This is a genomic window from Enterococcus rotai, from assembly GCF_001465345.1.
Taxonomy (GTDB): domain Bacteria; phylum Bacillota; class Bacilli; order Lactobacillales; family Enterococcaceae; genus Enterococcus_L; species Enterococcus_L rotai.
In genome coordinates, this window is sequence record NZ_CP013655.1 from 668,424 (window position 1) to 692,604 (window position 24,181).

Sequence of the window (24,181 nt, forward strand, 5' to 3'; positions counted from 1 at the left end):
GCATTTCCTCCCCTCAAAATTAACGTCTAGTTTTCTTATCGTCGGCTCCGTGGCCACGATAAGTTCTAGTTGGTGCAAATTCACCTAATTTATGTCCTACCATGTCTTCTTGGATGTATACAGGAACGTGTTTACGTCCATCATATACGGCAATTGTAAATCCAACGAATGTTGGAAAAATTGTAGAACGGCGAGACCAAGTTTTAATTACTTTCTTCTTTTCGGCACCTTGTTGAGCTTCTACTTTTTTCATTAAATGCTCATCAGCGAAAGGTCCTTTTTTCAAACTACGACCCATGGTGAACCTCCTCTCAAAATGTACGACACATGGTCAAAAAAATTATTTAGTACGACGACGAACAATAAGTTTGTCTGATTTAGCTTTTTTATTACGAGTTTTCAAGCCGATTGCTGGTTGACCCCAAGGTGATACTGGAGCTTTACGTCCGATCGGTTGTTTCCCTTCACCACCACCGTGTGGGTGATCGTTCGGGTTCATTACGCTACCACGAACTGTTGGGCGTTTACGCATCCAACGAGAGCGGCCAGCTTTACCAATGTTGATTAATTCGTGTTGTTCGTTACCAACAGCACCGATTGTTGCACGGCAAGTTGCTAAGATCATACGAACTTCACCAGAGTTCAAACGGATTAATACGTATTTGCCTTCTTTACCAAGTACTTGTGCACTTGTTCCAGCAGAACGGATCAATTGACCGCCTTTACCAGGTTTCATTTCAATATTGTGGACAACAGTACCTACTGGAATATTTTCCAATGGTAATGCGTTCCCTACTTTAATATCTGCTTCAGTACCGGAAACAAGGCGCATGCCTACTTCCAATCCTTTTGGTGCTAGAATGTATGCTTTGATTCCATCTTCGTAATGTACTAACGCGATGTTAGCAGAACGGTTTGGATCATACTCGATAGTTTTGACAACCGCTACAACGTTATCTTTATTACGTTTGAAGTCGATCATACGGTATTGACGTTTGTGACCGCCACCTTGATGACGAACTGTAATACGACCGTTGTTGTTACGACCGGCATGGTTTTTTAATGGCGCCAACAACGATTTTTCAGGTGTTGATGTCGTGATTTCAGCAAAATCAGATGCTGTCATATTACGACGGCCATTTGTGGTAGGTTTATACTTTTTAATCGCCACGTCTTTTTCCCTCCCATTTAATAGTTAACATGGACTGCTTATTCAGCAGCATCGAAAATTTGAATTTCTTTTGAATCATCTGTTAAAGTCACAACAGCTTTGCGACGTTTTTTTGTGTAACCAGCGTGTTTGCCCATACGTTTAAATTTAGGGCGCACGTTAATGATGTTTACGTTTTTAACTTTAACATCAAATGCTGCTACAACAGCTTGTTTTACTAAAGTTTTGTTTGCGCGAGTGTCCACTTCGAAAGTGTATTTCTTTTCGTCCATAGCAAGCATGGATTTTTCAGTGATCACTGGGCGTTTGATTACGTCTAGTAAGTTCATTATGCAAGCACCTCCTCAATTTGAGTAAGAGCAGTTTGTGTTGCCAATACTTTAGTATTAGAAACGATATCTAAAACACTTACGTTATCAGAAGTTACTACAGAAACGTTTGGTAGATTACGTGCAGACAATGCTGCAAAATCATTTCCTGTTTCTAAAACAACTAATACTTTCGCATCAATAGATAAGTTTGTTAAAACTTGTTTGAATTCTTTTGTTTTTGGTGCATCAAAGCCTAACGCTTCAACTGCTACCAAGTTGTTTTCAGCAACTTTTTCTGACAATACAGATTTCATTGCTAAACGACGAACTTTTTTAGGAAGTTTGTAGCTGTAAGAACGCGGTGTTGGTCCGAAGACTACGCCACCTCCACGCCATTGTGGTGAACGAATTGAACCTTGACGAGCACGACCAGTTCCTTTTTGACGCCATGGTTTACGGCCGCCGCCACGAACTTCTCCGCGGTGTTTTACTGAGTGTGTACCTTGTCTTAATGAAGCACGTTGCATGATGATTGCATCGTAGACAACAGTTTCATTTGGTTCGATTCCGAAAATCTCTTCGTTTAAAGTGATTTCACCATTTTGAGTTCCATCTTGTTTAAATAATGCTACATTCGGCATTCCTTAGTTCCTCCTTTCCCTACGCTTATTTAGCTTTCACAGCTGATTTGATTGTGATTAATGATTTTTTCGCTCCAGGAATGTTTCCTTTGATCATGATTACATTTCTTTCAGCGTCCACTTTAACAATTTCAAGATTTTGAATTGTTACGCGGTTACCACCCATACGGCCGGCAAGTTTTTTATTTTTAAATACACGGTTAGGTGCAACTGGACCCATTGACCCAGGACGACGGTGGTAACGAGATCCGTGACTCATTGGTCCGCGGCTTTGTCCGTGGCGTTTGATAACGCCTTGGAATCCTTTACCTTTCGAAGTTCCTGTAACATCAATAATGTCTCCTGCTTGGAAAACATCTACCTTAATTTCTTTACCTACTTCATATTCTCCTAGCTCAACATTTTTGAATTCCTTAATGAAGCGCTTAGGAGCCGTGTTTGCTTTTGCAACATGACCTTTCGCAGGTTTGTTCGCTAATACTTCACGTTTGTCTTGGTAACCGATTTGGATAGCTTCGTATCCGTCAGTCTCAACAGTTTTTACTTGTAAAACTACGTTTGGCGTAGCTTCAACTACTGTTACTGGAATTAATTCACCAGACTCAGTAAAGATTTGTGTCATTCCCACTTTTTTTCCTAAGATTCCTTTGGTCATGAGTACACCTCCATCATCTTGATTTTATAGTTTGATTTCAATATTCACACCAGATGGTAAGTCAAGCTTCATTAAAGCATCAACTGTTTTTGGTGTTGGGTTCACAATGTCGATTAGACGTTTGTGCGTACGCATTTCGAATTGTTCGCGTGAATCTTTGTATTTATGAGTCGCACGAATAACTGTGTAAAGCGAGCGTTCTGTTGGTAATGGAATTGGTCCTGACACGTCAGCTCCAGTTCTTTTTGCTGTTTCCACAATTTTATCCGCTGATTGATCTAAAATACGGTGTTCATACGCTTTTAAACGGATACGAATTTTTTGTTTTGCCATCTTGTTCCCTCCTTCGCCTATTTTGAAAGTAGACATAGCTCCACGAAAATTTTTCCGTCACGCTCGTTCGTGGCAAAGCGTCCGGGCGTGTCGCAACCTCTCGTTTCTTAGCCGGTAGATCAAAAGCTTGATTTACCAATGCTTTTACACTTCTGTAAACAGCACCTTTGTAATTATATTATAGAAACATAGTAATAGCAAGGTTTTTTTCAGAAAAAAGGCATTTTTTTATTGCAAGCATTTTCTTGAATTTTTATTTCTTTATGCATAATGAATCCAATGAACAATTTAACAACTTTATAATAGAAGAAAAAATGAATTATGTGCTAACGCACCTCTAACAAATAAGCTATATTTTCACGAAAAAAAAATAAGACAAAACATGTTTCGTTTCGTCCTATCCCTTTATATTTACAGTTGACTAATCATTCGCTCCACATTCATATACTGAAAATCTTCCGGTTTTATAAAGATGATTTTAGATGTACATTTTTCCTGATCAACGATTGTTTGTATTTTATCCTCATACCGTGCAACTTGAGGGGTTAAAAGCAATACATCGTAATTTTTAAATGTTAGTTTCTCCTGAACACGACTGATAGGTGCATAATCGATTGCGTACTCTAACTCTTTTTCTCTAAGCGATTCAAGAATTTTTGAAACCAATAATGAAGCACTGATTCCAGCCTCACAGATAATCAAAATGTTTTTTTCCATATTAGACCTCCTGTTAATCGATACATACTTTTTCCGATCATCCTATTTTCACCTTATTGCAAACTCGCTAAACCTATCGGAGAAAATGCAACATACGTCAAAATGACGATGACAACCAATACAACAGAAACAACTTTGGTATAACGCCAAGGTTTAATATCTACTTTCGTATCAAATGACTCCAACACAAAATTCCCATCTGGCTTCCACTTAGAAATAAGTAGCATGATTAAAACATCTAAGAAAAATAGCAGACTTAGCACATACAAGAAATGGATGTCTTTCAAAAAGACTTTTGATAACGCATACAAAACAATATGGATAGCAATTGTCGATTTCGCTGCAATAGCAGTAGCTTTTTTGGAATAAAAGGCAAACAATATAATCACTAGCAACGGCATATTATATAATCCATTGAATTCTTGCACAAATTGATACAGTCCCGCCGGAGCGAAGGAAATGAATGGTGCTACAATCACAGAGATCACCCCTACTACTATAGTAACAATTTTCCCAGCTCGAGCTATTTGCTTATCATCTGCTTGCTTATTAAGTACAGGTTTGTAGAAATCTAACGAAAACAGAGTTGCTGTCGCATTTAGGGCTCCAGCAAAGGATGACAAGATCGCCCCAAAAATCACAGCGGCAAATACACCAAACAAGGCTTGCGGCAACACTTCCGTCACAAGATATGGATAGGCATTATCAGGATTATTCATCAATGCATCTCCAAAGATATTGCGTGCAACGATTCCTGGAAAGACTAAGAACAATGCCCCAAACACTTTGAAAAGACCTACGATAAATGTCCCTTTTTGCGCTTCTGCTAGATTTTTCCCTGACAACGCTTTTTGTACGATCATTTGATTGGTACACCAAAAATATAAATTGTTAAACAACATTCCTGTGATCAGCGTTGGCCACGGCACAATCGCTGAATCGATCGCGCCAACAGAATTCAAAAGCCATGGCGTATGGTCGACAATATAATCAATTCCACCAATAAAGTTGCCCTCGCCCAATTTCATCACACCTAAGATTGGAATCAGCAGACCGCAAATCAGCAACCCAACACCATAGACTGTATCGCTATTGGCGCTCAATGATAGGCCGCCGATCAATAAATAAAGAATACCGATCACACCAATGATCAAAGCAACCAAAATAATTGCGACGATCGGTCGAACACCTAGCAGTTCATCTATATGGAAAATTTTATTAAAAACGAGTGAACCTGAATATAAAACAACAGGTAAAAAAGAAATCATGTACGTTACGATAAATAAAATCGAAATAATCCGCTTGGTCACTGTATCATAGCGAATTTCAATAAAATCTGAAACGGTATTGATGCCATACTTAAAATATTTTGGCAAAAAGACAACCGCCAATGCAACGATTGCTATCGCAGCTGTTACTTCCCACGCCATAACTTCCATCCCCGCGTGATAGCTTTGTCCATTTTGACCAACGATTTGTTCTGTTGATAAGTTGGTCATGATGATGGAACCTGCGATCGGCAAAGCAGTCAGGCTTCTCCCACCCATAAAAAATCCTTCTGAGCCAGAAGTATCCACACCTTTAGCACGACTGTACGCAAAAATCCAGACACACGCTACGATTACGACAAAACTAATAAGTGAAAATAGATTCATAGAATTCCGCTCCTTTTTTGGATTTTAAATACTCGTGATTTTACGAATATAATTTCTCGCTTTCACGGCATATTCAAAAGGATTCGCCTTCGCTGGATCTTGTTCTGCTTCAACCACGATCCAGCCTGCATACCCACTAGTCTTGATTGCTTCCCAAATAGGTGCAAAATCGATCATTCCGTCTCCTGGAACAGTAAACACACCTGCTTTAACTGCATTTAAAAAACTTTGATCTGTAGTGCTTACTTGTCCTGCTACATCCTTTCGAATATCTTTAAAATGGATGTGCTTGATACGGTCTTGATATTTTTGATAAATTTCAATTGGATCTTCACCTGAGAAAACTAAGTGTCCAGTATCAAACAATAAAGAAACTTTCTTAGGATCAGTCAGTTCCATCAAACGATTGATTTCTTCGGTCGTCTGCACACCGGTTCCCATATGATGATGATAAACAATAGCCATCCCCTTAGCATTTGCTAACTCGCCTAAACGCTCCAAACCCGTTGCCAATACTTGCCAATCCGATTCTGAAAATACAGGCTTTTCTTTAAAAATAGCCAGCTCCATCTGCCCTTGAATACTATGACCTTGTTCCGAAACAACGATCACTTTAGCCCCCATAGCGTGCAAAAAATTCATATGTTCAATAAAAGCTTGTTCTGTCTCCTCATAAGGCTTCGTTGTTAAAAAGGCACTAAACCAGGCGCTTGCTACCGACAATCCTCGAATATCAAGATAAGGCCGTAATATCTCTGGATCTTTGGGATACTTATTTCCAATCTCGGTCCCCACAAATCCTGATAAAGCCATTTCGCTAATGCACTGCTCAAATGTATTTTCTTTACCTAACTCCGGCATATCATCATTTGTCCAGGCAATCGGTGCAATCCCTAAACGAATTTTTGAATCATTCATTTTTTTCTCCCCTTTCTAAGGAATGTTGCTTATCCATTGTCAATTTCAATCAATTCATTTGTTTCAAACGATTTTCTACACGCTAATGCTACTTTTGTCGACTGCAATCCATCATAAGCTGAAACTTGTGGCTGACGTTTCTCTTTTATGCAAGCAATAAACTCTTTCGCTTCATTGACGAATGCTTCACGAAATCTTTCTGGAAAATCTTGTGAACAAGCTCGTACAACGCCTGTTTCATCCATTATCGTGACTAAATTTTTCTCTGGTGCTGCCGCTACTCTGAGCATCCCTTTGGTTCCGATCAGCTCTGTTTCTACATGATATCCGTGATGACAATTTCGACCCGCGACCAAGATCGCCATCGCTTGATTTTCCAACTGCACCATCGCTGCTCCTGTTTCCAATTCCCCTACTTTATCTAATTCAGGATAAGCCGCATTTTTGCCTATCGCCCAAACTTTACTTACTTCTTTTTTTGTAAACCAGCGGACTAAATCAATATCATGAATCGACATATCCATGAAAATCCCGCCACTATCGCTAGCACCAGCAAACTTCACAAAACTTTCCATGCCTGAACTAGGATCAATGCTATAACACCGTATCAGAGTCAGCTCCCCCAATTCACCTGCATCTACTAACCGTTTAGCATAGCGATATGAATCATCATAACGGCGCATAAATCCTAGCATAAAAATCTGATCTGGCCGACTTTGGATCACTCGCTCAGTTTCCTGTATTTCAGCCAAATCCAAGCCAATCGGTTTTTCACTGAAGACATGTTTACCATGTTCCATTGCCAATTGAATTTGCTCACAATGAAAACCAGACGGAGAAACAATAAAAACTGCATCGATCGTTGGACTTTTTACCATTTCCTCGTAGTTTTTGTATGTTTCTTGTACACCTAATTCTGTGACAGCATAATCTAATTCCTCTTGAACAAAGCTGCAAGCAGCAACTAATTGGCATCCCTGAACATTCTCAGCTAAGTTTTTAGCGTGAACTTTCCCTAAGCGGCCTAAACCGACAATTCCAACTTTGATGTTTTCCATTCCGTATATCCTCCTCGTATAAAAGTTTAGCGAACTCACGCAACTGGATCTCACCCAGCGTAACTGCTCGTTCAACCTTGATAGGAAAAAGAAAAAACGACTGTACTGTTTTGTCCCATTCATTTTTCACTTTTTCCCGAAAGGCTAGCTCTTTCAGCTAAATAATAGGCGTATCTGCCCTCACCGTTTAGTGAGACTCTTTGAAGCTGAGCTATGACTCATAGAGTAAGGTCCCAGCCTCTTGCTTCATTTATATAATGCTGGACATTCTGGTAATTGAATCAATGTTCGCTCGCCAGTATCTCTAGCTTTACCACAGGCATCCATCGTAACCGCTGCAGCATAACCATCCCAAGCAGTCGGTCCTGTTAGATTGCCAGTTTGAATTGAACGGATCCACAACTCAAACTCATAGTCATATGCTTCAACAAAACGAGTTTGCCAATCTGGTGCGATTTTAGTATAGTTTTTACCTTTCGCCTTCACATGAGTGTATGCTGGATCTTCTAACCCAATCTCCCCCGTTTCACAGACAACATCACATTTGATATCATAGCCAAACTGACAATTAACGAAAATCTCTAAATCAATATGAATTCCAGAAGTTGTTTCTAAAATCAGCATTTGCGGATCATGTAGTTTTTCATGTGTAAAACTTGTTTGCTTAGGCAAAATCATCTGAGCTGAAGCGTAATCTTCTTGAAGCAACCAACGCAGAGCATCGATTTCATGGATTCCTGTATTAATGATTGCCATTGGCGTTAGGTAGTTTTCATCTGCAGTCGGATTTCTATGCGCACAATGAAGCATCAAAGGTTCCCCAAATTCCTTAGTTTCGATTGCTTCTTTCAACTCGATATAGCCACGATCGTATCTTCTCATAAAACCGACTTGGACTAATTTTTTTCCAGCTTTAATTTCAGCATCAACGATTCGTTTGCAACCTGCGCTATCTGTGGCTAAAGGTTTTTCGCAGAAAACGTATTTTCCATGTTTGATTGCTTCTAATACATATTTTTCATGGGTTGGATCCCAAGACGTGACTACAATAATATCCACTTGGGTTGAAGCAATCAGTTCTTCTCCTGTTTCAAAAAAAACAGCGCTGATCTGATTCGCTAAACTTTTTGCTTGTTCCACATTGATATCAGAAACTGCAGTAACATAAGCCCCTTGTACTTTTTCATTGATTCGTTTGATATGTTCGATTCCGATTGCACCTGTTCCAATGACGCCAACTTTTAAATCCATTATTTTGCCTCCATTTTCTTTTTTACAAACCTACCGGACAGCTCTCTCAACTCCACTAATGCGTATGCGCTTTCAAAACAATTCAATTACTTACCCGCTTTTTCAAAAAAGCGGGCTTGTCCCCTTAATACTCTTTGGCTTTTTTCAACATTTTTTGACTACGCTCGTATGCCTCTTGGACATCTAGACTTTTTGAAACTTCAGCAACCCCAACATGCCACCAGCTATCATAACCGTCTGACATCGTTTTCGGTAAGACCTTCATTTCAATCAGCGTAGATTTTTCTTGTTTCTTAGCATCTTCCAGCGCAGCAATAAGTTCTTCTTTCGTATTAGCACGATAAGCTATAGCACCGTAGCCTTCCGCAACTTTTGCATAATCGATATTCATGATTTGATCATTTTGATTTCTAAATTCGCATTTATAGCTACCGCTACCATTTCCCATTTGCAAATTATTGATACAGCCAAATCCAGAATTATCAAATAGCAAAATATTGATCTTTTGCCCATATTGTAGCGCTGTAATCAGCTCTGAGTGAAGCATCAAGAAACTACCATCACCTACCATGGCGTATACTTCTTGTGTCGGACTGGCCAACTTCACCCCCAAAGCACCGCTGATTTCATAGCCCATACAAGAATAACCATATTCCAGATGATAGGTATTTGGCACGAGTGGATTCCATAAGCGTTGCATGTCGCCAGGTAAAGATCCAGCCGATGCAATGACAATACTTTCCTTAGCTACAGTATGATTGATTGTAAGAAATGCACTGGTTTGAGTCAGTTCAGTCTGTAACGCATCCGCATACTCATTTAGAATATCTTGAGTGAATTGGTCTTTGATCTCTGGTGAAAAGTTTTCCCTTGAAAAAGAAATCTCTCCTAGACGACTTCTTTCAACCAGCCACTCTTCTTTCAGCTGTTGAATACTTCCGCCAAATGTTGTTTGATATTCTGCCAACATTGGTATCAGTCTCTCTAACGTCTCTCTTGCATCACCAACGAGCTGAAAAGCATCAAACTTATAGGCCTGCATGCGGCTGACATTGATGTTCAAAAATTTTGCTTGTTCATAATCAAACGCAGTTTTAGAAGAAGTTGTAAAATCTGTATACCTCGTTCCAATTCCAATAATCAAATCAGCTTGTCGAATTGCTTTATTGGCTGCTAATGTCCCTAGAACTCCAGTACCACCTAAGTTATTCTTAAAATCTGCTTCTACAGTGGATTTTCCCGCAGGTGTTTCAACTAACGGAATCCCACATTGTAAAGATAAACGAATCAAAGCTTCACGCGCTTCGGAATACTTTGCTCCCCCTCCAACGATGATTACTGGTTTCTTACTTGCTGCGATTCGCTTTGTCGCTCCCTTTAGTTCCCGTTCTGTCGGAACTTGCCGATCTATATAATGGACTCTCTTTTTAAAGAAGTCTTCATCGTAATCATACGCTTCAGCCTCTGTATCTTGTGCAATACAAATCGTTGCTGGGCCGCATGTCGCAGGATTTGTCATGACTTCAAACGCTCTTAGCAAACTACTCATCAGCTGTTCTGGTCGTTGAATACGATCCCAATATTTGGAAACTGCTTTAAACGCATCATTCGTCGTGATCGCTGCACTTGTTTCGTGTTCTAATTGCTGTAAAACTGGATCCGGCTGCCGTGTAGCAAATGTATCTGCTGGTATGATCAGTACTGGAATGTTATTGGCAAACGCCGTTGCCGCCGCAGTGACCATATTGGCTGAGCCTGGACCAGCTGATGCTGTAACAGCAAAAATTTTCTGTCTTAATTTCTGCCGACTATACGCCACTGCCGCATGCGTCATCCCCTGTTCATTTTTACCTTGGATTACTTTCAAATGTCCTGGATTTTCTTCAAGCGCTTGACCGATTCCTAAAACGTTACCGTGACCAAAGACATTGAAAATCCCTTCAACATAAGGAAATTCTTCACCATCAACTTGTATATATTGTTGATTCAAAAATTTAATCAGTGCTTGTGCTGTGGTTAATCGAATTTTTTTAACCATTACTTCCCCACCTTATTTTTATCAAGATTGTTCTGCAATTAATTGCTCGATTTCGTTAGCTGTCGGCATCGCTTCGGATGAACTATGCTTACTGACAACAATAGCTGCCGATGCGCTACCATATTTTAATGCAGTTTCTATGTCTTTCCCTGTATTCAGTGCATATAAAAAGGCTGCTGCATAAGAGTCGCCTGCACCAAACGTTTTCAACACCTGTGTCTTATAAGATCCTGCTTGATAGGTTTCCCCCTTTTTGGTATAGGCATAGGAACCTTTTACACCATGCTTGATTACGATCAGCTCTGGTTGATGCTGAAATAGATAGTCTATGGTAGCTTGATTGGTTCCACCTTTTTTGCCTTCCATTTCATCATATTCATCTCTTGTACCGATCACAATGTCAGCATTTTCAGCAACAATTGAATAATAAACAGAAACATCTTCTGGTGATTGCCATGTGTAAGGACGATAATCTAGTTCAAATGCAACTTTCACCTGATTGTTTCTAGCATAAGCAATCGCTTTAAGTACCGCCTCTCTAGAAGGACTTTGTGCAAGAGCCGTTCCAGATACTAACAAAAGATCTGTTTGTTTGATATAGTCTTCATCGATTTCTTCTGGTGCTAGGTACAGGTCTGCCACTTGATCTCGATACATCAAAATACTACATTCTTCTGGACTTTTGATTTCCGTAAAAGCCAATCCTGCTTTGTGTCCTTTTTGATCAGTGAACATTTGGCTCGTATCGATTCCAGCTTTGCTCATGTATTCTTTGATGAAACGTCCATGCTGGTCATCTGAAATTTTCCCAATAAAACCAACTTTTACGCCTAACTTTGCACTGCCAATTGCGATATTTGCTGGTGAACCACCTACATATTTTTTAAAGGTCATCGTCTCTTCCATCGGTCGATCATACTCCACTGCATTCAAATCAATACAAGCTCGACCAAGAGCGATCATATCAAATTTTTTCGTCATCCTTGTCACTCCTTCTATTCTCTAGTTAAAATCCATTCGTGGGCAAGATCGTTGTGAAACTGCCATTTTCTAGTTGGACCAGCCATTACGTTCAAGTAATAAGAATCATAACCATCCGGCACTCCTACTGGATGATAGCCTTTAGGAACAACAACCACATCGCCATTTTCCACAGTCATCGTTTCATCAAGTAAACGATCATCTGTATACACCCGCTGAAACACAAAACCTTGCCTTGGATTCATTTCATGATAATAGGTTTCTTCTAATTTAGATTCCAACGGTAAGTTATCTTGATCGTGCTTATGCGGTGGGTAACTAGACCAGTTACCGCCATCAGTGAACACTTCCACAACTAACAAACGATCTGCAATTGGACTAGTATCTGGTAAAATATTATGAACTAACCGTTTATTCTGATATTTTCCCCTTTGTTCAATGGTGTTATCCGACGCCTTGATCAGAGCGGTTGCTTTTTTCTTTTCAGATGGTGAGTAACAAAGAATAACCGTTGCTTCGGATATCGCTGTGATTTCAAACGTCTGTTCTATTGAGATATAAACACTGTCAGTCGGTATTTTCTCAAAGACATTTTCTCGTGTTCCGATTTCTTCAAAGGTTTGTTCTCCATCTGTTACGGTAATTTTCCCCGCCAGGGCAACGATACAGACTTCTTGCTTCCCTAATTTTTCTTGGAATACAGCTCCACTAGTCATTTTGATTACTTTTAATTCAATGTACTGCAACGCTGTATTTCCATTATTAATATGTTGAAGCAGCGTAATGTCTTTTGATAACTTTCGTGGGACAGGTTTATACTTTAAATGAGCCATCATTACTCCTTCTTTCACATTAAATATTCGCTTTAGGATATCGTGCTGTCACTACTTTTTTACGCGTGTAAAACTCTACGCTGTCTTTGCCATTCGCATGAAGTGTGCCATAAAAGGAAGACTTCCAACCAGAAAACGGAAAGAATGCCATAGGTGCTGGTACACCCAAATTGATGCCTAACATGCCTGCATCAATATGTTCTCTAAAGTAACGAATCGCTGAGGCATTATTCGTGAAAAGACAAGCACCATTTGCAAATTCAGACTGATTAGCTGTCATAATCGCTTCTTTCAAGTTTTCTACTCTAATGATCGACAATACTGGGGCAAAAATTTCATCCCGCCAGATCCTCATATCTGTTGTCACACCATCAAAAATGGTCGGACCAACAAAATAACCATTATCTGGACGATTTTTCCTACCATCTGTAATCAAGTGCGCTCCTTCTTCGACCCCTTTTTCAATATAAGCGAGTGTTCTTTTTTGATTTTCTGCTCGAATGACTGGTCCCAAAAAGACACCATCGTCTAAGCCATTCCCTACTTTGATACCGGATGCTTTTTCTTGTAATTTATTGATAAATGCATCTGCTATTTCATTTTCAACGGTTACTACCGCACACGCCATACAACGCTCACCGGCTGAACCAAAAGCTGCTGACACAATATTAGTTACAGCATCATCTAGATCTGCGTCTTTTAAAACAATTGAATGATTTTTCGCCCCTGTCAATGCTTGCACTCGCTTCAAATGTTTACTACCTTCAGTGTAAACATACTCGCCGACAGGTTTCGAGCCAACAAAGGAAATCGCTTTCACTTCTGGGTGTTCTAAAATCCCATTAACAACATCATGTGCACCATAAACAATATTAAAAACACCAGCAGGCAAGCCAGCTTCTGTAAACAATTCAGCCAACCGTTCAGTCAACAATGGCGTTCTTTCCGATGGTTTTAAAACAAAACTGTTCCCACAAGAAATCGCCATTGGAAACATCCAACAAGGAACCATCATCGGAAAGTTAAAAGGTGAGATTCCCGCCACAACTCCAATTGGGTAACGATAGTTCGCAACTTCTACATCTGTTGCAATCGAAGCTAATGAATCGCCCATCATCAACGTCGGTGTTCCTGCAGCAAACTCTACATTTTCAATTCCTCGTTGAACTTCTCCTAAAGCTTCGTTTAGATTTTTTCCATTCTCTAATGTAATCAAACGAGCCAATTCTGCTTTATGTTTGAGTAGGAGTTGTTGATAATTGAATAGAATTCTCGCACGTCTCGGAACAGCCATTTCTTTCCAAGTTTCGAAAGCCTCTTTAGCAACAGTGACCGCTTCTTCCAAATCTTCTTTCGTAGAAAGTGGCACTTTACACAATTCTTCTTTCGTAGCTGGATTAAAAACCGTTTCGTATTTTTCTGTACGACTGGCTACCCATTTTCCACCAATATAATTTTTTAACTTTCGTACCGCTATCATCTATATCGTCCTCCTTGTTTTCTATTAAAAATCAACTCAATGGTCATATTCTGATAATGTTTGGTCAACTTTTGATTACATTGTACAATTCCAATTTCCGATAGTCAACCTATTTTTGGTAAAATATTCCTTTTTTTGATTACTTTTTGCTAAAGTTTCTATTTTAGAAGAACGTAACTTGAAAAATACAGAGTAAAATCCATATAAAATTGGTTACATGTTGATTACATTCAGGGCATATGTTATAGTAAACCTAATTACACGAAGTGGAAAGGCCACAGATAGATGAAATTACAACGAATTCAGCAAATTGAAAATTACATACAACAACAAGGCAGCATTTCTCTTGATGAACTATGTCGCGTTTTCAACGTCTCTAAAAATACGATTCGTCGCGATATCAATGAATTGGAAAAAAGAGGAACCTTGAAAAAAGTATACGGCGGGGTGGTTTATGTAGAGAATAGCTTAGTTTCTTTTGAAAATCGGACTATCCATAATCAAAAGGAGAAGGAGCAGATTGGTAAAAGAGCTGCCGCATTGATCGATGAAGACGATTTAATCTACATTGATTCTGGAACAACCACTAGTCAAATTTTAAATCACATTGATCCAGAATTGCCATTTACCTTATTAACAAACAATCTTGATATTATCAATCTTGCGGCTGCAATGAAAAACGTCCAACTTATTCTTATTGGGAATAGCTACAAAAGGAAAACACGTTCTTTTGTGGGAATTGAGGATGAAGCCGTTGTAACAAGATACAATATAAACAAGGCCTTTATGGCGGCAACTGGCGTCTCAGTCACAAGCGGTTTGACCAATTCAGATTTGATGGAATATCGGATTAAAAAAATGATCGTTCAAAGAACCAAAGATATTTACCTACTCGCAGATCGTTCAAAATTCGACCATTCTACTTTGCTCACCTACTCTCCTTTAGAAAGCATTAAAGGAATTGTCACAACAAGAGAGATACCCGAAAAGTATGTAGAGTTTTGCGATTCACATTCAGTCGAACTTTTATATAGCAACTAAACATGAAAAAGGAGGACTCAACTTGCCACTATTAAAATTCGATTTAGTCGAAGGTCTCAGCAAAGAAGAAATACAAACGATACTCGACGTCACTCATTCCGTAGTCCTAGCTTCCTTTGACGTCCCAACAGGTGATAGATATCAAATTGTTACACAACACAAACCTTTTGAAATGGTGATGGAAGATACAGGATTAGGGTTTAAAAGAGATCCTACTAAGATGATTTCACTAACCGTTATTAGCCGGGAACGAACAACCGCTCAAAAGGAAAAATTTTATCGACTACTAGCGCAACAGCTAGATGAGCTGTGCGGCATTACACCTGAAAACTTACTTATTTCTTTCGTCATCAATAATGATGCTGATTGGAGTTTTGGTTTTGGGAAAGCACAATTTTTAACAGGCGAACTCTAAAATATAAAAAGACCGAAACAAAACCAATAATCAGTTTTGTTTCGGTCTTTAGACATGAGAAAACAGCAAGCGCAAAAAGATAACGATCCTGGCTCTTTATATCTGCTCTTCTCTCTTGATGATCTGATTGAGCTTCCAAAAATTTCTTAACTGACTACCAGTCAAAACAACCATTATCACACCATAGATTGATAACAAAGCAAGCAGAACATTGCTTCTCCCCTCCCCTCTATTCAGCAATATAGGAACTATATAAAACAACGGGAACAACGCAATGAAAGAAATCATCCCTTGAAACCTTACAACTTTTTTCGCCATTTCAGCGCGCGTTGGAGCATCATTAAAAATCACATTTTCTTCTGGTATTTCAGATTTTTTCTTCCTAAAATAATACCAGTTGCCCAATTTATAAAAGTGCTCCCAGCCACAATCTTCAAAGAGTTGTAGATACTCTTCAAGATCTTTTTCTTGTTGTTTGAAATCTAGTTGATATGCATAATCATCTGGTTCACACTCTTCAAAAATATAGGTACTAAATCCTAACTTCAAATTTACCATTCTCCAGCCTTTTTTATGTTGCACTTGTAAAAATTTTTCTTCCTCTAAATAATCAGCCAACTCAAACCTTTTCCTTATTTTTTTAGTTTTCATCTAGTCTCTCCCCAATACTATTTTTATACAACCTTTTAATTCTATTGATTTCATGATTGAGTACTTCTTCCCCCAACGATGTAATCAAATAACTTTTTCGCCTATCTTCTTCTTTCACCACTTGAATCAAACCGTCTTTTTCCATCTTACCAAGGCTTCCATACATTGTTCCTGCACTAATAATAATTTCTTGATTCGTTAACTCTTTTACATATTGGATGATGTTATAACCATGACGTTCTTCTTTAAGAGCAAATAAAATATAGAAACCCGTTTCGGTCATTGGTATGTAAATTCTTTTCAGTTTATCTTCCATTAGCAGCTCATCCCTCTCAATTATATATCGAGGTTCGATATATCGTATTACTATATTATATCGAACCTCGATATATGTCAATATATTTTTCAAAAAAAACAATCTACCTTTGAATCTCATTTTATGTATAAACTATCCGAAACAAAAAAAAAGCCGAAGGGAAATCCCTTCGACTTACGTCCGAGTACGCCGATGTTTTAAGTCGGTTTTGTTACTTTATATTAATCTGCAATTATTTAGTAATTTCAGAAACAACGCCTGAACCAACAGTACGTCCGCCTTCACGAATAGAGAAACGAGTTCCGTCTTCGATAGCGATTGGGTGGATTAATTCAACGTCCATTGCAACGTTATCACCAGGCATTACCATTTCAACGCCTTCTGGTAATTCAACTACACCAGTTACGTCAGTTGTACGGAAGTAGAACTGAGGACGGTAGTTTGTGAAGAATGGAGTGTGACGTCCGCCTTCTTCTTTTGATAAAACATAAACTTCAGCTTTAAATTTTGTGTGTGGAGTGATTGAAGCAGGTTTTGCCAATACTTGTCCACGTTCGATATCTTCACGTGCAACACCACGTAATAAAGCACCGATGTTATCGCCAGCTTCAGCGTAGTCTAACAATTTACGGAACATTTCAACACCAGTAACTGTTGTTTTAGCTGTATCTTCTTTAATACCAACGATTTCGATTTCGTCACCAACGCGAACTTCTCCACGTTCAACACGGCCAGTAGCAACTGTACCACGTCCAGTGATTGAGAATACGTCTTCGACTGGCATCATGAATGGTTTGTCAGTATCACGAGTTGGAGTTGGGATATACTCATCAACTGCAGCCATTAATTCCATGATTTTTTCTTCGTATGAAGCGTCGCCTTCTAATGCTTTCAAAGCAGAACCAGCGATAACAGGAGTGTCGTCACCTGGGAAGTCATATTCAGATAATAAATCACGAACTTCCATTTCTACTAATTCTAATAATTCTTCGTCATCTACCATATCCATTTTGTTTAAGAAAACAACGATGTATGGTACACCAACGTTACGTGATAACAAGATGTGCTCACGAGTTTGAGGCATAGGACCATCAGCAGCAGATACTACTAAGATAGCTCCATCCATTTGTGCAGCACCAGTGATCATGTTTTTAACGTAATCCGCGTGTCCTGGGCAATCCACGTGTGCGTAGTGACGAGCATCAGTTTCATACTCGATGTGAGAAGTGTTGATCGTGATACCACGTTCTTTTTCTTCTGGAGCGTTATCGATATCAGCATAGTTTTGAGCTTCACCGCCACCGTGTTTAGCTAACACAGTTGCGATTGCAGCAGTTAATGTAGTTTTACCATGGTCAACGTGTCCAATAGTACCAATGTTTACATGGGGTTTAGAACGGTCAAATTTTTCTTTAGCCATTTTAAATGTTCCTCCTAAAATATATGAATTTTATTTTATTTGATAGATAGTTTTACAGCTACCTGATCATCTTTAATTAGTTTAACCGAAATCCACAGAAAATCCTAGTCATAAATAAGCTTGCGCAAATTTCTTAACTATTATGCGTTGTTTCCGCCATTTTTCTTGATAATTTCTTCTTGTACAGATTTTGGTACATCTTCATAGTGGTCAAAGACCATCATAAACGTACCGCGACCTTGTGTTGCTGAACGTAATGTTGTAGCGTAGCCGAACATTTCAGCTAGAGGCACCATCGCGTTAACGATTTGTGAGTTACCGTGTGCTTCCATACCTTCAACACGTCCACGACGACTTGTAACGTGTCCCATGATATCACCTAAGTAATCTTCTGGTACAGTGATCGTTACTTTCATCATTGGTTCTAAGATAACTGGATTAGCTTTCTTAGCAGCCGCACGTAGTGCCATAGAAGCAGCTACACGGAAGGCTGTTTCATTTGAATCGACATCATGGTATGAACCATCGTAAAGTTTTGCTTTAATATCCACTAATGGATATCCAGCAAGAACACCGTTGTTCATAGATTCTGCCAAGCCTTTTTCAACCGCTGGGATGTATTCACGAGGAACCACACCACCGACGATGGCATTTTCAAATTCAAAACCTTTTCCTTCTTCGTTTGGTGTAAATTCAACCCAGACATGTCCGTATTGACCTTTACCACCAGACTGACGTACAAACTTACCTTCTGCCTGAGTTAAAGGCGCACGGAAAGTTTCACGGTATGATACTTGTGGAGCACCAACGTTTGCTTCAACCTTGAACTCACGTCTCATACGGTCTACTAATACGTCTAAGTGCAATTCACCCATACCAGAGATAACTGTTTCACCAGTTTCAACGTTTGTTTCAACGCGGAATGATGGATCTTCTTCTGCAAGTTTTTGCAAAGCAATCCCCATTTTATCTTGGTCGGCTTTTGATTTAGGTTCAACAGCTACTTGGATAACCGGTTCTGGGAACTCGATTGATTCAAGAATAACTGGCGCATCCATCGCACATAAAGTATCACCAGTTGTTGTATCTTTCAATCCAACAGCCGCTGCGATATCGCCTGAGAAGACTTTATCGATTTCTTTACGAGTATTTGCATGCATTTGTAGAATACGACCGATACGTTCTTTTTTGTCTTTAGAAGCGTTCAATACGTATGAACCACTTTCAAGGACACCAGAATAAACTCGGAAGAATGTTAGACGACCTACGAATGGGTCAGTCATAACTTTAAATGCTAATGAAGCAAAAGGAGCTTCGTCATCTGCAGGACGAGTTGTTTCTTCGTCTGTTTTAACGTCGATACCTTTGATTGCATCAATATCAAGTGGTGATGGTAAGTAATCAAGTACTGCATCAAGCATTATTTGAACACCTTTATTTTTAAAGGCAGACCCACACATTACTGGGAAGAATTCAACGTTGATCGTTGCTTGGCGGATACCCGCTTTTAATTCTTCGATAGTAATTTCTTCACCGTCAAGATATTTCATCATTAGGTCTTCATCAGTTTCAGCTACTGCTTCAACTAATTTTTCACGCCACTCAACTGCTTGATCCATGTATTCTTCTGGAATTTCAGTTTCTTGAATGTCTGTACCTAAGTCATTTGTATAAATTTCAGCTTTCATCGTAATTAAATCGATGATCCCTGTAAAGTTATCTTCTGAACCAATTGGTAATTGGATTGGATGAGCATTCGCTTGTAAACGATCATGTAATGAGTTTACAGAGTATAAGAAATCCGCACCGATTTTATCCATTTTATTACAGAAAACAATACGTGGAACTTTATAATCAGTTGCTTGACGCCAAACTGTTTCAGTTTGAGGTTCCACACCTGATTGTGAATCAAGAACGGTTACAGCACCATCCAATACACGTAGTGAACGTTGAACTTCAATAGTGAAATCCACGTGTCCTGGTGTATCGATAATGTTTACACGGTAACCTTTCCACTCAGCAGTTGTTGCAGCTGATGTGATGGTAATACCACGTTCTTGTTCTTGTTCCATCCAGTCCATTTGTGATGCACCTTCGTGCGTTTCACCAATTTTATGGATTTTACCAGTGTAGTATAAAATACGCTCTGTTGTTGTTGTTTTACCCGCATCAACGTGAGCCATAATACCGATATTACGAGTGTTTTCTAACGAAAATTCTCTTGCCATTCTAGGGTGTTCTCCTCTCTTTATTTAAATCGATTGTAAAGTGACTGTCTGTCGTAAAGTTAACTTACATACAGAGAGGATTTTACCAACGATAATGTGCAAACGCACGGTTAGCGTCAGCCATTTTGTGAGTGTCTTCACGTTTTTTAACTGAAGCGCCAGTGTTATTGGCTGCATCCATGATTTCTTTCGCTAGACGTTGTTCCATTGTATGTTCACCGCGTAGGCGAGCATAGTTAACAACCCAACGCAAGCCTAAAGTTGTACGACGTTCTGGACGAACTTCAACTGGTACTTGGTAGTTAGAACCCCCAACACGGCGAGCTTTTACTTCTAAGACAGGCATAACGTTTTTCATTGCTTGTTCGAAAACTTCCAATGGATCGTTACCTGTAGATTCTTTGATGATATCAAATGAATTATAGATAATATTAGCAGCAATCCCGCGTTTTCCATCAACCATTACACGGTTAATCAAGCGAGTTACTAATTTTGAGTTATAAATTGGATCTGGTAAAACATCGCGTTTTGTAACAGGACCTTTACGTGGCATCCGTAACTCCTCCTTCCGAAAATTCTTTATTGTATAATACCTTAGTGATTGTCAAATTATTTAGCTGCTTTAGGCATTTTAGTACCATATTTAGAGCGGCTTTGTTTACGATCTGTAACACCGGCTGTATCAAGCGCACCACGTACGATATGATAACGTACCCCTGGTAAATCTTTTACACGTCCACCGCGTAATAGTACCACGCTATGTTCTTGTAAGTTATGACCAATACCTGGGATATAAGCTGTTACTTCGATTAAGTTAGACAAACGAACACGGGCATATTTACGTAAAGCCGAGTTAGGTTTTTTAGGTGTCATTGTTCCCACACGAGTACAAACCCCACGCTTTTGTGGTGAGTTTACGTTTGTTTGGGCTTTCTTAAAACTATTATATCCTTTGTTCAACGCTGGTGAATTAGATTTCTCCACCTTTGATTTACGAGGTTTACGTACTAATTGATTAATTGTAGGCATTCCTTGTTTCCTCCTTCCTCATTTCGCATCTAGTTCCACACATCCAGGTGGTTCTTTTTTAGCGATAAAAAATAATGCAATCTCTGCACTCATTATCAAATATGCTTCGATAGACAGTCAGCACGTCTCTAACGAGAGACCTGTAGATAAAGCACCTTTGCTAGGATAGCACGATAATATGGGTCTGTCAACCACTTGTCAGCTTTTTTCTAGTAAAATGAGTATTTTTTTTACTTCTTTATTTAAGTTGGCACTTATATAGAAGAAAATCGGTAATTCCATAAATCATTCTATCTTTTTTTTTCGTTTAACGGTACAATATCTTTGATTATTTGAAAGGGGCAAACAAACGGATGAATCTTAAGCAAATGGCAGGAATCGAAGCAGCAAAATATGTAGAAGATGGTATGATCGTCGGCCTTGGTACCGGGTCTACGGCAAAATTCATGGTGGATGAAATCGGGCGACGTGTAAAAGAGGAAGGCTTATCGATCGTAGGTGTCACGACATCAAAAGAAACTGAGCGTCAAGCGCAAGCACTAGGTATCCCTTTAAAAGGGATCGATGAGGTTCCTTATGTTGACCTAACAATCGATGGCGCTGATGAGATCAGTGAAGATTTCCAAGGAATCAAAGGCGGCGGTGCAGCTTTACTATTTGAAAAGATTGTGGCAACCTACTCAAAAAAATGCATTTGGATTGTTGATGAATCAAAACTTGTAAAAAAACTTGGCAAATTCCCTCTACCTGTTGAAGTCGTTCCATACGGCAGCCAACAATTAGTACGTTTATTTGAAGAAAAAGGCTATTCACCCATTTTACGCACAACAACTGATGGTGAAACGCTAATTACAGATGGCGGTCATTACATCATTGATCTTCATTTAGAAGAAATCGATGACCCTATTGCTCTTGGAGCTTATTTAGATCAGTTAGTCGGCGTCGTTGAGCATGGTTTATTTCTTCAAATTGTTTCAACTGTGATTGTAGGTGGCGAGGCTGGTCCGAATACAATCCATGTCCCAAAATAAAAAAAACATTTGAATCTGATTTGAAAAAGAACAAAAAGATTAAAATTAGATAAAAAAACAACTATCATTTCGTCCGTTTTTATGCTACATTTTTAGTATTCAACTTTACTTTTGTACTAGAAAGGACGAACGATGAAAATAATTGGTTATGCGCGTACAACAATTACTGACGACGATCTTGATACTCAAATCAAAGTGCTGTCTGATTACGGCTGCGATGACATCTATCAAGAATCTTTTGACGTCACAAATGACACTCACGTTATTTCCGAGCTAGAGACTGTTCTCAACAGTTTGGCTGCTGGTGATACTTTAGTCATTTGCCGATTGAACCGTTTAGGTCGTTCAACTCGACAACTCACAGAGTTAACCCAAACATTCAAAGGATCAGGTATTCATTTAGTCAGCATTGATGAGGAAATCGATACTCGTGATCCGATGGGCGAAATTTATTTCAAGTTGATGAACGGTTTAGCTGCGATGGAATGTGATTTAATCAAAGAACGAACCTTAATTGGCTTAGATAATGCTCGAAAAAACGGGAAAATCGGCGGACGCCCAAAAATAGATGCACGTACTATTAAAAAAATCCGTCATTTGTATCATGAAAAGAAAGAAACGATTCAGTTTATTTCTTCAAAATGTAATGTTTCTGTGGGAACTTGCTACAAGTACATCAATTTATCCGAAACGGAACTTGCCAAGCTTTCTCAGTAGTACCCAAAATATGATGGTAGTGAATAACTAAGAGACTGTAGCAAAAAATGCCGCAGTCTCTTTTATTTATATCCTTTCCTATAGCGCTAGCTTACTTTAGATAATTACTCATTTCACTAATTTACAATGGAAATCTATTTTAAAACGGTGTACAATAGAAAAGGAAATGAAAGTTTCAGAAACTACAACTCAAAGGAGAGCTATACATGCCAAAATTAGTATTTTCTCGTCATGGACTTAGTGAATGGAATGCATTGAATCAATTTACTGGATGGGCTGACGTAGATTTAGCACCAGAAGGTGTTGAAGAAGCAATCGAAGGCGGACGCAAAATCAAAGAAGCTGGAATTGAATTTGATGTAGCCTACACTTCTGTATTAACTCGTGCTATCAAAACATGTAACTTACTTTTAGAACATTCAGATCAGTTATGGGTTCCTCAAATCAAATCTTGGCGTTTAAACGAACGTCATTATGGTAAATTACAAGGTTTAAACAAAAAAGAAACTGCTGAAAAGTATGGAGATGACCAAGTACACATTTGGCGCCGTTCTTACGATACATTACCTCCATTGATGGATGCAAATGATGAAGGATCAGCTGCAAACGATCGTCGTTATGCAATGCTAGATCAACGTGATGTTCCTGGTGGAGAAAACTTAAAAGTGACTCTAGAACGTGCATTACCATTCTGGCAAGATCAAATCGCTCCTGCTTTATTAGACAACAAAACTGTCTTAGTAGCAGCTCACGGTAACTCTTTACGTGCTTTAGCAAAACATATCGAGGGTATTTCAGATGAAGATATTATGGATCTTGAAATTCCAACAGGTCAACCACTTGTTTATGAATTAAACGATGACCTAACAGTAGCGAAAAAATACTACTTATAAAAAAAGTAAGACCACTGAAATCATGCAGTTTCAGTGGTCTTTTTATTTAATTTTCTAAACGTTCTTTTAAACGTCCAAGCCATTTCTCAATCATTTCACGCTGTGTTACAAATTCAAAATCAGACATATTATAGTGAACATAATATCGTCCGTCTACAAAACGCACCATGATCGAAGATCTTACTTCCTCCTCTAGCGCATCTTTTTGTAACTCTTCACGGTAAAATATCCAACTTGTTGCTTGAACATCAGTAGATCCCTTTAAATCAGTTTGAACAATTCGACAGATTGTTTCTATTAAATCCTTTTGTTCTATATTCTTAAAATAAGCGTACCAAAGTGTCCGGTTTTCGGAATATGTTTCATCAAATAACTGCTTCATAGGATTTTTCCTCTTC

At 38.9% G+C, this 24,181-nt stretch carries 27 protein-coding genes; 5 read left to right on the forward strand and 22 right to left on the reverse strand.

Annotation, left to right across the window (positions count from 1 at the left end; all coding sequences use genetic code 11):
* Positions 1–19 precede the first annotated feature (19 nt).
* From rpsS to ATZ35_RS03270, 15 genes are all read right to left on the reverse strand, one after another.
* Positions 20–298 (reverse strand): 30S ribosomal protein S19, encoded by a 279-nt coding sequence (gene rpsS / locus ATZ35_RS03200; RefSeq protein ID WP_010761686.1) that lies wholly within the window; start codon positions 296–298, stop codon positions 20–22.
* 42 nt (positions 299–340) lie between these two features.
* Positions 341–1,171, reverse strand: a complete 831-nt coding sequence (gene rplB / locus ATZ35_RS03205; RefSeq protein ID WP_086278229.1) for a 50S ribosomal protein L2 — start codon at positions 1,169–1,171, stop codon at positions 341–343.
* A gap of 38 nt (positions 1,172–1,209) precedes the next feature.
* Positions 1,210–1,500 carry a 50S ribosomal protein L23 gene (rplW, locus tag ATZ35_RS03210; protein ID WP_010761688.1) on the reverse strand — a complete coding sequence of 97 codons (291 nt, stop codon included), beginning with the start codon at positions 1,498–1,500 and terminating at the stop codon, positions 1,210–1,212.
* Positions 1,500–2,123 carry a 50S ribosomal protein L4 gene (gene rplD, locus ATZ35_RS03215; RefSeq protein ID WP_208929473.1) on the reverse strand — a complete coding sequence of 208 codons (624 nt, stop codon included), beginning with the start codon at positions 2,121–2,123 and terminating at the stop codon, positions 1,500–1,502. Before rplD ends, rplW begins: the two co-directional genes overlap by 1 nt.
* A gap of 25 nt (positions 2,124–2,148) precedes the next feature.
* The gene (gene rplC / locus ATZ35_RS03220) at positions 2,149–2,778 is read right to left on the reverse strand and encodes a 50S ribosomal protein L3 (RefSeq protein WP_010766222.1); all 630 of its coding nucleotides are present in this window, start codon (positions 2,776–2,778) and stop codon (positions 2,149–2,151) included.
* A gap of 24 nt (positions 2,779–2,802) precedes the next feature.
* The gene (gene rpsJ / locus ATZ35_RS03225) at positions 2,803–3,111 is read right to left on the reverse strand and encodes a 30S ribosomal protein S10 (protein WP_002389727.1); all 309 of its coding nucleotides are present in this window, start codon (positions 3,109–3,111) and stop codon (positions 2,803–2,805) included.
* A 411-nt stretch (positions 3,112–3,522) separates the two neighbouring features.
* A complete protein-coding gene (locus ATZ35_RS03230) occupies positions 3,523–3,828 on the reverse strand; it encodes a PTS sugar transporter subunit IIB (protein ID WP_208929474.1) in 306 nt (101 codons plus the stop codon).
* Positions 3,829–3,881: 53 nt separating this feature from the next.
* Positions 3,882–5,483 carry a solute:sodium symporter family transporter gene (locus ATZ35_RS03235; RefSeq protein WP_208929475.1) on the reverse strand — a complete coding sequence of 534 codons (1,602 nt, stop codon included), beginning with the start codon at positions 5,481–5,483 and terminating at the stop codon, positions 3,882–3,884.
* Positions 5,484–5,507: 24 nt separating this feature from the next.
* Positions 5,508–6,401: a myo-inosose-2 dehydratase gene (gene iolE, locus ATZ35_RS03240; RefSeq protein WP_208929476.1), complete on the reverse strand. Its 894-nt coding sequence runs from the start codon at positions 6,399–6,401 to the stop codon at positions 5,508–5,510.
* A 29-nt stretch (positions 6,402–6,430) separates the two neighbouring features.
* Positions 6,431–7,459 carry an inositol 2-dehydrogenase gene (gene iolG, locus ATZ35_RS03245; RefSeq protein ID WP_208929477.1) on the reverse strand — a complete coding sequence of 343 codons (1,029 nt, stop codon included), beginning with the start codon at positions 7,457–7,459 and terminating at the stop codon, positions 6,431–6,433.
* 246 nt (positions 7,460–7,705) lie between these two features.
* Positions 7,706–8,710 (reverse strand): Gfo/Idh/MocA family protein, encoded by a 1,005-nt coding sequence (locus ATZ35_RS03250; RefSeq protein WP_208929478.1) that lies wholly within the window; start codon positions 8,708–8,710, stop codon positions 7,706–7,708.
* A 124-nt stretch (positions 8,711–8,834) separates the two neighbouring features.
* Positions 8,835–10,748: a 3D-(3,5/4)-trihydroxycyclohexane-1,2-dione acylhydrolase (decyclizing) gene (gene iolD / locus ATZ35_RS03255; RefSeq protein ID WP_208929479.1), complete on the reverse strand. Its 1,914-nt coding sequence runs from the start codon at positions 10,746–10,748 to the stop codon at positions 8,835–8,837.
* Between the two features lie 21 nt (positions 10,749–10,769).
* A complete protein-coding gene (gene iolC / locus ATZ35_RS03260; RefSeq protein WP_208929480.1) occupies positions 10,770–11,729 on the reverse strand; it encodes a 5-dehydro-2-deoxygluconokinase in 960 nt (319 codons plus the stop codon).
* Between the two features lie 14 nt (positions 11,730–11,743).
* Entirely contained in the window at positions 11,744–12,565 is an 822-nt protein-coding gene (gene iolB, locus ATZ35_RS03265; RefSeq protein ID WP_244148201.1) for a 5-deoxy-glucuronate isomerase, read from the reverse strand.
* Positions 12,566–12,581: 16 nt separating this feature from the next.
* The gene (locus tag ATZ35_RS03270) at positions 12,582–14,042 is read right to left on the reverse strand and encodes a CoA-acylating methylmalonate-semialdehyde dehydrogenase (RefSeq protein WP_208929481.1); all 1,461 of its coding nucleotides are present in this window, start codon (positions 14,040–14,042) and stop codon (positions 12,582–12,584) included.
* Between the two features lie 285 nt (positions 14,043–14,327).
* Here ATZ35_RS03270 and ATZ35_RS03275 point away from each other — a divergent pair, with 285 nt between their 5' ends.
* Both ATZ35_RS03275 and ATZ35_RS03280 read left to right on the forward strand, forming a co-directional pair.
* Positions 14,328–15,083, forward strand: a complete 756-nt coding sequence (locus ATZ35_RS03275) for a DeoR/GlpR family DNA-binding transcription regulator (RefSeq protein WP_208929482.1) — start codon at positions 14,328–14,330, stop codon at positions 15,081–15,083.
* A 22-nt stretch (positions 15,084–15,105) separates the two neighbouring features.
* Positions 15,106–15,498 (forward strand): tautomerase family protein, encoded by a 393-nt coding sequence (locus ATZ35_RS03280; RefSeq protein WP_208929483.1) that lies wholly within the window; start codon positions 15,106–15,108, stop codon positions 15,496–15,498.
* A 96-nt stretch (positions 15,499–15,594) separates the two neighbouring features.
* On the opposite strand, the gene ATZ35_RS03285 is transcribed toward ATZ35_RS03280, so the two are convergent.
* The 6 genes from ATZ35_RS03285 to rpsL form a co-directional block, all read right to left on the reverse strand.
* Entirely contained in the window at positions 15,595–16,149 is a 555-nt protein-coding gene (locus ATZ35_RS03285; protein ID WP_208929484.1) for a DUF2812 domain-containing protein, read from the reverse strand.
* Complete coding sequence (locus ATZ35_RS03290; protein ID WP_010766235.1) at positions 16,139–16,465, reverse strand: PadR family transcriptional regulator; 327 nt, start codon at positions 16,463–16,465, stop codon at positions 16,139–16,141. Before ATZ35_RS03290 ends, ATZ35_RS03285 begins: the two co-directional genes overlap by 11 nt.
* 232 nt (positions 16,466–16,697) lie before the next feature.
* Entirely contained in the window at positions 16,698–17,885 is a 1,188-nt protein-coding gene (tuf, locus tag ATZ35_RS03295) for an elongation factor Tu (protein ID WP_010761693.1), read from the reverse strand.
* A 140-nt stretch (positions 17,886–18,025) separates the two neighbouring features.
* Positions 18,026–20,113, reverse strand: a complete 2,088-nt coding sequence (fusA, locus tag ATZ35_RS03300; protein WP_010766236.1) for an elongation factor G — start codon at positions 20,111–20,113, stop codon at positions 18,026–18,028.
* Positions 20,114–20,195: 82 nt separating this feature from the next.
* Complete coding sequence (rpsG, locus tag ATZ35_RS03305; RefSeq protein WP_010761695.1) at positions 20,196–20,666, reverse strand: 30S ribosomal protein S7; 471 nt, start codon at positions 20,664–20,666, stop codon at positions 20,196–20,198.
* 56 nt (positions 20,667–20,722) lie between these two features.
* Complete coding sequence (rpsL, locus tag ATZ35_RS03310) at positions 20,723–21,142, reverse strand: 30S ribosomal protein S12 (RefSeq protein WP_069641179.1); 420 nt, start codon at positions 21,140–21,142, stop codon at positions 20,723–20,725.
* A gap of 353 nt (positions 21,143–21,495) precedes the next feature.
* On the opposite strand from rpsL, the gene rpiA reads away from it, so the two are divergent.
* From rpiA to gpmA, 3 genes are all read left to right on the forward strand, one after another.
* The gene (gene rpiA, locus ATZ35_RS03315) at positions 21,496–22,173 is read left to right on the forward strand and encodes a ribose-5-phosphate isomerase RpiA (RefSeq protein WP_208929485.1); all 678 of its coding nucleotides are present in this window, start codon (positions 21,496–21,498) and stop codon (positions 22,171–22,173) included.
* Positions 22,174–22,305: 132 nt separating this feature from the next.
* Complete coding sequence (locus tag ATZ35_RS03320; protein WP_208929486.1) at positions 22,306–22,890, forward strand: recombinase family protein; 585 nt, start codon at positions 22,306–22,308, stop codon at positions 22,888–22,890.
* Positions 22,891–23,096: 206 nt separating this feature from the next.
* On the forward strand, positions 23,097–23,783 hold the full coding sequence (gene gpmA, locus ATZ35_RS03325; RefSeq protein ID WP_086278219.1) for a 2,3-diphosphoglycerate-dependent phosphoglycerate mutase: 687 nt from the start codon (positions 23,097–23,099) through the stop codon (positions 23,781–23,783).
* Positions 23,784–23,829: 46 nt separating this feature from the next.
* Here gpmA and ATZ35_RS03330 read toward each other — a convergent pair whose 3' ends face one another.
* On the reverse strand, positions 23,830–24,165 hold the full coding sequence (locus tag ATZ35_RS03330; RefSeq protein WP_208929487.1) for a hypothetical protein: 336 nt from the start codon (positions 24,163–24,165) through the stop codon (positions 23,830–23,832).
* Positions 24,166–24,181 lie beyond the last annotated feature (16 nt).